The following is a 4461-nucleotide window of genomic DNA, read 5'->3' as shown; positions in this document are numbered from 1 at the left end:
GATAAGGGCTTTGTTGTAATCACGCCAGTTAGTGATACGCTTTTCTTTCAAAGTTCAGTCTCGGTGTTTGCTTTTGAGATCTGATCGCACGAGACCAAATTAGTTCAATGATTTAGGAAACAACGCCCACAAACGGTTCAAAATTTTGGGGGACATTCACCGATACCCGTTCTGTAGAGTAAAGTGGCAACTTTGAATCAGTTCCTATCATCTATTATTTGTCCATATTTCACATCGCTGTGACTTTGACAGTTGCAACAGATTGTTTACTTTGAGTTTATTCCGTGGGACCATGAGGTTATGTTATACAGCTCGTGATGTCAGTTTATGTTCCGACATGATTGGGGTAGCATAAAGTGTTATGTTGCTAGGGAAACTATACTCAGAATTATAGTCTCAATTTTTTTTGCTTTGGTTTCGTTCAACTCCTACGCATGCTTTCAGCCTCCTAAAGGGCTTATTGAGTCTCACGAGCTTCAAGCCAAACTATATTTTACATTAGCTTTAGTACTATTGATTACTGCAATTTTATTGCGGTTGTATTCAGCTCGAACGAGAGTTTGGGTTCCTTTATTATTTATTACCTCTTTTACTTATTTCCCCGCTTACCTTTGGCACTGGGGTCAGGCATATTCTGGAGCTTGTGGTATACCGGAAATAGTATTAGCATTTCAGATTTGGGCAGGTGGGCTTGGAGCTTTGTGTATTTACGAAGCGATATTCTGGTATAAACAAAAGCGAGTAAACGCAACATAACAAACGCCTTAAGGTAATCGGACACATAAAGGTTGGTTTGTGTTCGTGCCTTGCAAAATTTGACCAACCTTTATTTAGCTGGCTAGGCGGGTATTGTAAGCACTAATGAACTCTGAGCAATATAAAAGTATTTGCGAACAACCAAACGTTTTTCGCTTACAAGACTTGAAAGAAACCCTAGATGTTTTGCGTAAAGCAAGTATGTCTGAGGCTGCTTTAATTGCAGAAGCAATTTTGAATAAAAAAGTAGAGAAACCACCGTTGCATCAAGGTAACTATCTAACAGATTTTATTGCTTTGGAATTATCATTTGATGAAATTGATGCTGTAGTAGATACAGTTTTTCATGCTGAAGCTAGTTCCATTCAAGGTAATGGTGAGCCTACTTCAAAAACGGAAATCTATGTCCACTTGGTAAACTTGTGGTCAAATTATCGTGAGAGTATAGCGTAAAGTGCTTATAACAAGTCGCTCAAGTTCACTCTCTTCGTTCGTTGGGACAATTAACAAAGCGCCAGGTGTTTAGTCTATAAAAGTCGAATATTGCTGGAGAGTTAGTGAATACCTTCCAATTGAGCTATGTCGATAGAGCTATGTGGACACCCAGCGTTACTTACTCGCGCACATTGGCCCAGTCGACCAGCAAGATAGGCATGGGACTAGCGTCACAAATCAGGCGCGCATGGAAGCGGTAAATAGCAAGCCACTCGTTATACATGGCGGTATTACAAGCAGTCGGTCCATACGTTTAATGTTGTGCTTGGCAGCGACAGGACACTTCATATCTCGACTCAGCTCTGTAAGTGGGTGTAGATTGCAATCGAGCAAAGTTTCGGTTGTCAGCATTAATGAATCAAGGCGCCGGGCATGAATTTGGGGGCAGTTTTTTCTGAGCATATCATGTAGGATAGTGATATCACGCATGGTGTTGTTACCCATTTAGTTTTTGGCGAAATAAATTAGATAAAACAATGCAGTACGTATCCATCACATTGATTCTAAAGATGATTACCTGGGGATTACTTAAATTTGGGTGTTAACTGTCATTTGGATATACCGCTAGGCACTGCTAACTCAAAGCTGTACGAGAAGAACGGACTGACTCACTACAAAATCAGCCCCATCTTCGGCATGCAAATCAACTTCTTCCTTGATGCCCCTGTAAATAAGCTTCGGATAGAAAACGGCAACATCATTTATGACTCAGGGTTTTACAAGCTCAAACTTGAGTTCATAGAGCAGGAACATGCAATATATAAACTTCGGATCAAACCAGTCTACTTCTGGGTTTTGCCTTTTGGCATTACATTTTGCGAAATATCAAAACCAAACAAAGAAGCTCTGTTTTCAGCAATAGTAAACAGTAAACAAGCCAATTAAGTCTGACCCAGTATGTGCCGTTGGGTTTGCACAAGGGCGCTATCGAGTGTAGTGGCGCTATGTGGGCAGCCTATTAAGGCGTTACATTGCGAGGTAAAGTATGCAGAAAGCATCACGATTCATGCTCAGGTATGAGCCTAAAAAGGCAAGTAAATTACTGTTAATTACTTTTTTCGTAATAGCGGTGGCAATCCTTATTTATCAGCCTTTGTACTTGCTAGTGATTGCAGGAGCCGGTTTATTGGTAACGGTTTGGGGCGCAATAGATCAGCCTAAAGTTGAAGGATATTATCAAAATTTATGTAAAGGGCGTATTGGTTTATCTATCTGTGAATTTGCTAGGGAATTTGATCCAAAGGTAGTAGATACCTGGATTATTCGAGCAGTTTATGAACAGCTTCAAGTTGCACTTCCAACTAAGGAAAATGTGCCTATAAAGGCCTCCGATAGTCTGTTCGATACGTTGATGCTTGATGAATATGATCTCGAACTAGATTTAGCCGAAGAAATTGCGCAAAGAACTAACCGAAGTCTTGAGGGCTACGAAAGTAATCCTTATTACGGGAAGGTAACAACGGCACGGAATTTGGTGCTGTTTTTTAATCATCAGGCTCGAGTCAGTGCAACGTAACAAGTTGGTCAAGCTTCGTTCCGCCCGGCTGCTTACCAAAGCATTATGTTTAAGAGGTATGTAATGACCAAAGAGATTTCCGGAGTGTTTTATAATGACCCTAAAATGCCGTCAAAGGATCTCGCACAGGTTGATATCCTTAGTAAAAGAGAGTGCATTGAGAAGTGGAACGAATATGTTAGTGCAGTCAGTCGCCATTTCATGCAAATGAATTGTGATGAGTGGCCAGCCAAGATCGTTGCCGCGAAAACGTGTTGGTATCATTGGCAAGAAAGTTGGAATAACGATAATTTCTTGTAGTTTAGCAACCACTTGGAAAGTGTTGGCATTCAAGAACACAGCCCTCTCTTTGTGTTTTGGATGAAAGAAATAGGTATCAGAACTAGTTGGGGAGTTTTCAGAAGAAATTTGGGAAATTTTCTATATGAAGACGAAGGCTGTATTTTGGTTCTTGCTCAAAGAGAAGAATCTTTAGTATTGAGTAACGGCGCTGCTTGGTTAGGGAAACGTGGTGAGCCTAAAACATTGTAGTCGTATACACCGTGCGGTTATTCTTTATGCAGGCGAGCCGCATAATCAGTCCGTCATCCCGGGCGCTTGCGAGCCGGGATCTACCTTAGCACCACTCAGTTTTGTTTCGTGATAGCCACAATTAATCTGTCTGTGTAAGTGTTGCCTGGCAAAAGAATATATCGGTGAGGCGACTCTGCCAATGCAATATGCAAGGGGGGAGTAAGTCAGGCTATGTCGAAACTACAACATCTTGTCAAATAGGAAAATAGTGGGTCTAATAATACGCATAAATCACGTTGTTCGGGCATGGAATGAGTCACGTTGTAACGGTTTAAGTCACAAACGGTTCAAAACAGAAGTTACTCATCAAAAACAAATTCCCATAGCATAAACTGCACCAGCCGGATACGGCGCGCAGGGAATGGCCCAGTTCAACAAGCGCTTATGCGTACTGCGTACGCATGAATACTAAATAGTTATGCTCACAAAGCATTCCTCAATAACGGATTTACCAATGAAAAAAATACTACATTTATCAATCATGGCCTTAGTTTCTCTACCTGCATTAGCTGCTAGAACAGATTGTCCCGCAGCCAAAGTTCTTAATATTCAAATTGAAGGACAGAAAGTAATGTATCAACAAGAGGGAGCCAGTTGGAGAACTCTAGGGTTTCTTAATAAAGATGACGGTACGAAAGAAAGGTATAGTGCATTACTCACGGCGCAAGCAACCGGAAAAAAAGTTGTGATAGGTTATTCCGTTGATAATTATGATTGTTCAGCCGCTAATTATATGACAGAAGCTCATATGATCAGGATCTATAATCAATAAGTAAATATAAAAAATTGGTTAATCGGACGTAAAAAAGTTGGCTATTTCACCTTCTTCAATATTGTAGTCAAACTATTTTAAGCCGCTCAACAAAGCGCTGGGGGGATCCCCTCATAATTGAGGCCTCCAGAGCCGATATATCAAGCGCACGTATTCGCGCATAGCCCAGTATAATTTTACTCCCGTCATAACATAATTTTTTCGTCATCTAACCTCTTTACCCACGGCGGGATCACACTTTGTAAAAAGGCTTTAACACCCGCCGCTTTTCTGATCTAATAACGCCCACTTTTATCACCATCTACTTGTTAATTATGTCATTATTTAGCCACCTTGAACTTGTTGAAGA

General features: G+C 40.8%; 4 protein-coding genes and 1 pseudogene. All 5 read left to right on the top strand.

Going from position 1 to position 4461, the window contains the following annotated elements; genetic code table 11:
• The first annotated feature begins 861 nt into the window (after positions 1-861).
• The 5 genes and pseudogenes from NH568_RS23850 (at position 862) to NH568_RS23830 (ending at position 4112) form a co-directional block, all read left to right on the top strand.
• The gene (locus NH568_RS23850) at positions 862-1209 is read left to right on the top strand and encodes a hypothetical protein (protein WP_253111271.1); all 348 of its coding nucleotides are present in this window, start codon (positions 862-864) and stop codon (positions 1207-1209) included.
• A 594-nt stretch (positions 1210-1803) separates the two neighbouring features.
• A complete protein-coding gene (locus tag NH568_RS23845) occupies positions 1804-2136 on the top strand; it encodes a hypothetical protein (RefSeq protein WP_253111269.1) in 333 nt (110 codons plus the stop codon).
• A gap of 100 nt (positions 2137-2236) precedes the next feature.
• Complete coding sequence (locus NH568_RS23840) at positions 2237-2767, top strand: hypothetical protein (RefSeq protein ID WP_253111268.1); 531 nt, start codon at positions 2237-2239, stop codon at positions 2765-2767.
• A gap of 45 nt (positions 2768-2812) precedes the next feature.
• Positions 2813-3298 (top strand): annotated as a pseudogene (locus NH568_RS23835) (DUF2947 family protein).
• A 496-nt stretch (positions 3299-3794) separates the two neighbouring features.
• On the top strand, positions 3795-4112 hold the full coding sequence (locus NH568_RS23830; protein WP_253111266.1) for a hypothetical protein: 318 nt from the start codon (positions 3795-3797) through the stop codon (positions 4110-4112).
• Positions 4113-4461: the final 349 nt, after the last annotated feature.

This window comes from Pseudoalteromonas sp. XMcav2-N (assembly GCF_024124545.1).
Classification (GTDB): Bacteria; Pseudomonadota; Gammaproteobacteria; order Enterobacterales; family Alteromonadaceae; genus Pseudoalteromonas.
The sequence above is the reverse complement of the archived record's forward strand: the minus strand, read 5'-3'. Positions and strand labels throughout refer to the sequence as shown.

What these genes read in the sequence shown, in the direction of transcription:
- NH568_RS23850 (WP_253111271.1), top strand. Translation starts at nt 862, where the DNA reads ATGAACTCTGAGCAATATAAAAGTATTTGCGAACAACCAAACGTTTTT.
- NH568_RS23840 (WP_253111268.1), top strand. Translation starts at nt 2,237, where the DNA reads ATGCAGAAAGCATCACGATTCATGCTCAGGTATGAGCCTAAAAAGGCA.
- NH568_RS23830 (WP_253111266.1), top strand. Translation starts at nt 3,795, where the DNA reads ATGAAAAAAATACTACATTTATCAATCATGGCCTTAGTTTCTCTACCT.